This window comes from Streptomyces sp. NPDC058470 (assembly GCF_042721055.1).
GTDB lineage: Bacteria > Actinomycetota > Actinomycetes > Streptomycetales > Streptomycetaceae > Streptomyces.
This window is the reverse complement of the sequence record NZ_JBHXMF010000138.1, coordinates 1-3,106: the sequence shown is the minus strand read 5'-3', so window position 1 is coordinate 3,106 and position 3,106 is coordinate 1. Positions and strand designations below refer to the sequence as shown.

Genomic DNA, 3,106 nt, shown 5'->3' with positions numbered 1-3,106 from the left:
CAGGGCAAGGTCGGGGGCCGACCCAAGGCCATGGACCCGAGGATGGTCAAGCAGGCGCAGGACTTGAAGGCGGGCGGCAAGAGCTACGGCGCCATCGCCAAGACCCTCGGAGTGGGGCAGGCGACTGTCTACCGGGCGCTCGCGGGTACGACGGGGTGATCGTCGGGCGGTTGCCCGATAGCGACGAGACTGCCATGTACGGGCTCGGACGGCCGCACTCATGCCAAGAGCGGCCCCTTGTCGGAAGCCGTTCGCGTTCCCCTACCGCGTAGGCATCTCGACGTCGCTGACGCCGTTCATCAGCAGAGGCAATGGAGCTGACCCCTGTCAGCCACAGGGGAAGCCGACAGGGGTCAGTAAGGGGCCGCGGGGTCATGGGCGGCCCCCGCAACCGGCGCGCGTTGGTGGTGTTGCTCGTCGTCCCTCAGCGCCCAGGAGCCGTCCCTACTCGGCCCGCACCACGAAGGCGAACGACGTGCACAAGCGTCGGAATCCGGCGTGCTCTGTCCGGCCGGTGTGGCTCATGCACTCGACGTCGACAGCCGCGCCGTCTGTCGAGGGCGTGGCCTGCCAGGCGCACCGCAGGCACTCGGCCTCATACGTGACGTCGGTCTCAGGGTGCTGCGTTATCCGGTGAGTCACGTACCGGAGAACGGAACGGGTCACCGACGTCCTCTGGTCTGATGCGGATGGTTTCGGATCTCGACATCAGCGTCCGTCGCCGCCGACAGATCACCTCTGTCCCGCGCTTTCTGCCGTTGCTTGACCAACGCGCTGCACACACCACACTCCGGCGCCGGTTCAGGGGGCGGAAGTGGAAGCGAGAGGTTCACCGGTCCCGTCATCGTTGTCTTCGTTGTACTCATGCCGTGCGACCTCCCCGCCGAATGCCTGTCTGCCAAGCAATGGTCCCGTGGAGTGTGCATCGGTCCGGGCCTTATTCGCGTTGTGGACTAAAGATCACGATCGGCAGGTAGTCGACCACTCGGAAAGTTTCGCTCTGACTTCCTCTCCGTACAAGGCGCACCCCTCGTATCCGGAGAACTCGTTGAGATAGCTCTGAATGTCGCGGCCGTCGCGTAGTACGAGACTTCCTGCTGATGTCTCGATGGTTGCCAGTGATGAGTCATAGATCGTGAACGTGTTCAGGGGAGTTGTGGGGGTAGGTGCGCCCATCGGGAGTACACCGATGTGTACGTTCGGGAGATACGTCAACGACGAGAGTCGGTCAATCTGCTCGGCCAAAGCGAACGGGGCAACAACAGGCCAGCGAACCGCTTGTTCCGTGAGAATGAACGTGAACCGTTTGGAAGGGTCGTACAAGATGCGCTGCCGTTCCAGCTTGCCCGCTACTGCTTTGCTCGTATCTGCCGAGGAGTGGGCGAGGCTGGCCCGTACGTATTCCGGGGTAGCCAGAAGGCCGGTAACCATGGAAAGCAGGAAGTAGCGCATGTGCGTCGAGGACGTCTCCAGCGCCTTCAGCTCCGCCTGCCTTGTACCCAGCCCCTTGCGGCGCAGTTCTCGAAGGTTCCGCCATTCCGTATTGGCCATCTTGGCGAGAGTCGAGATCTCGTCAATCATGTCTGGTGATGCGTCAAGGGCCCTCAGGATCTGTTCGACGTCAACGAGGGACGGTCGCACCTTGCCGTTCTCAATCCGGCTCACCTTGGACTGAGACATGTTGCAACGCGAGGCAAGCCGGACTCCTGAGAGTCCGGCCTGCTTGCGAAGTTCTCGGAGCTTCAGGGTCAGTTCCTGACTGGACTGGCCAAGCTGCTCGGGTTCGAACGTCACTCCTTCACGTACTCCTGAAACGGAATCGAATCAGCCACCGCGATTCGCTGGTACTCGACGAACGGGGCGGGATCACTCTCGTATAGTTCTCGATTGATCTGCGTTCCGTCTTCTTCATAGTTCATGAGGACTACTGTCGACCGGTCGAAGAGCCAGAAGTCCCGGACCCCCGGCAACGGGTTCTCTCGGTCCGTCACGTCGAGGATTCGAATGTCTTCTCCGGCCAGCACATGAGGCGCGTAGTACCGTGAGAACTCGAATCGCAGATACTCGGAGAGCGGTTGAGTCAGTACATGCACCCGTCCTTTACGCTTCCCTTCACCCCGCTGCCGCTTCAGGTCTTCCGTGTACGCGGACGCGTAGGAATGCGGGTCGATTCGCTTCCCGGAACGGAAGGCTTCGAGTTCTTCGGACTCCTGAGGTACGCGGTACTGGGGCAAGGTTTCCAACCGCCATGCCTCCGACTGAAATTCTCTGAACTTCGCCCGCCACTCGTCACCATCCAAGAGCACGGAACGCCTCCCGGAGTACACTCTCGGGGATCTCTACCAGCCCTTCGCCTTGAGGCGGAGTGAAGGCGCCTGACACGTCGCCCTGAACAACGAAGGTCCCTCGCTCCGTGCGGTACACGTTCGGGCAGTCGTCTTCGCCGCACTCGCCGTTGCCGTCTCCAGTAAGCCGGGTCAGTTCCTCGCGTGCCATGCCGAAACCCCCTGGTTCATGGCCCCGGTTGGGGCGTCGAGTACGACGGTATGAGGAGGCGCGGCTGAACGTCTATGCGGTCACACGACTATGCGCGTTGTCGCATAAACCTGGCGCCCAAGGTGCCGCTTGCCTTGAGCGGGCTCGAAGGCGTTGGCTTGGGGACCATGGAGTACACACAGCTCGGACGCACGGGACTCAAGGTCAGCCGACTCGTTCTCGGGACCATGAACTTCGGACCTCAGACCGACGAACCCACCAGTCACACGATCCTGGACTCGGCTCTGGACGCGGGGCTGAATTTTGTGGACACGGCCAATGTCTATGGCTGGGGCGAGAACAAGGGCCGTACGGAAGAGATCATCGGGAACTGGTTCGCCAAGGGCGGCGAGCGGCGCGACAAGACCGTGCTCGCCACCAAGGTGTACGGGAACATGGCTGCGGACGACGACGCCTGGCCCAATCACGACAAGCTCTCCGCCGTGAACATCCGGCGGGCGGTGGACGCCAGCCTGAAGCGGCTCCAGACCGACTACATCGACATCTACCAGTTCCATCACATCGACCGCGACACTCCCTTCGACGAGATCTGGCAGGCGATCGACACCCT

The 3,106-nt window shown here is 62.0% G+C and carries 5 protein-coding genes; 2 read left to right on the top strand and 3 right to left on the bottom strand.

The genetic code is table 11. The annotated features are described in order from the left end of the window. Positions 1-159 (top strand): helix-turn-helix domain-containing protein (locus ACFWP7_RS42490; RefSeq protein WP_384393988.1); only part of this gene is annotated, 159 nt, incomplete at its 5' end. Between the two features lie 801 nt (positions 160-960). Here ACFWP7_RS42490 and ACFWP7_RS42485 read toward each other — a convergent pair. Genes ACFWP7_RS42485 through ACFWP7_RS42475 form a run of 3 tightly spaced genes read right to left on the bottom strand, consistent with a single transcriptional unit; the run spans position 961 to position 2,496 of the window. Then, complete coding sequence (locus tag ACFWP7_RS42485; protein WP_384393985.1) at positions 961-1,794, bottom strand: helix-turn-helix domain-containing protein; 834 nt, start codon at positions 1,792-1,794, stop codon at positions 961-963. After that, on the bottom strand, positions 1,791-2,306 hold the full coding sequence (locus ACFWP7_RS42480; RefSeq protein ID WP_384393982.1) for a DUF6879 family protein: 516 nt from the start codon (positions 2,304-2,306) through the stop codon (positions 1,791-1,793). The genes ACFWP7_RS42485 and ACFWP7_RS42480 overlap by 4 nt, the downstream gene beginning before the upstream one ends. Further along, positions 2,290-2,496 carry a hypothetical protein gene (locus ACFWP7_RS42475; protein ID WP_384393980.1) on the bottom strand — a complete coding sequence of 69 codons (207 nt, stop codon included), beginning with the start codon at positions 2,494-2,496 and terminating at the stop codon, positions 2,290-2,292. Before ACFWP7_RS42475 ends, ACFWP7_RS42480 begins: the two co-directional genes overlap by 17 nt. A 167-nt stretch (positions 2,497-2,663) precedes the next feature. Between ACFWP7_RS42475 and ACFWP7_RS42470 the strand changes: the two genes are divergently transcribed. Continuing rightward, a partial coding sequence (locus ACFWP7_RS42470; protein WP_384393977.1) for an aldo/keto reductase occupies positions 2,664-3,106 on the top strand: 443 nt, incomplete at its 3' end.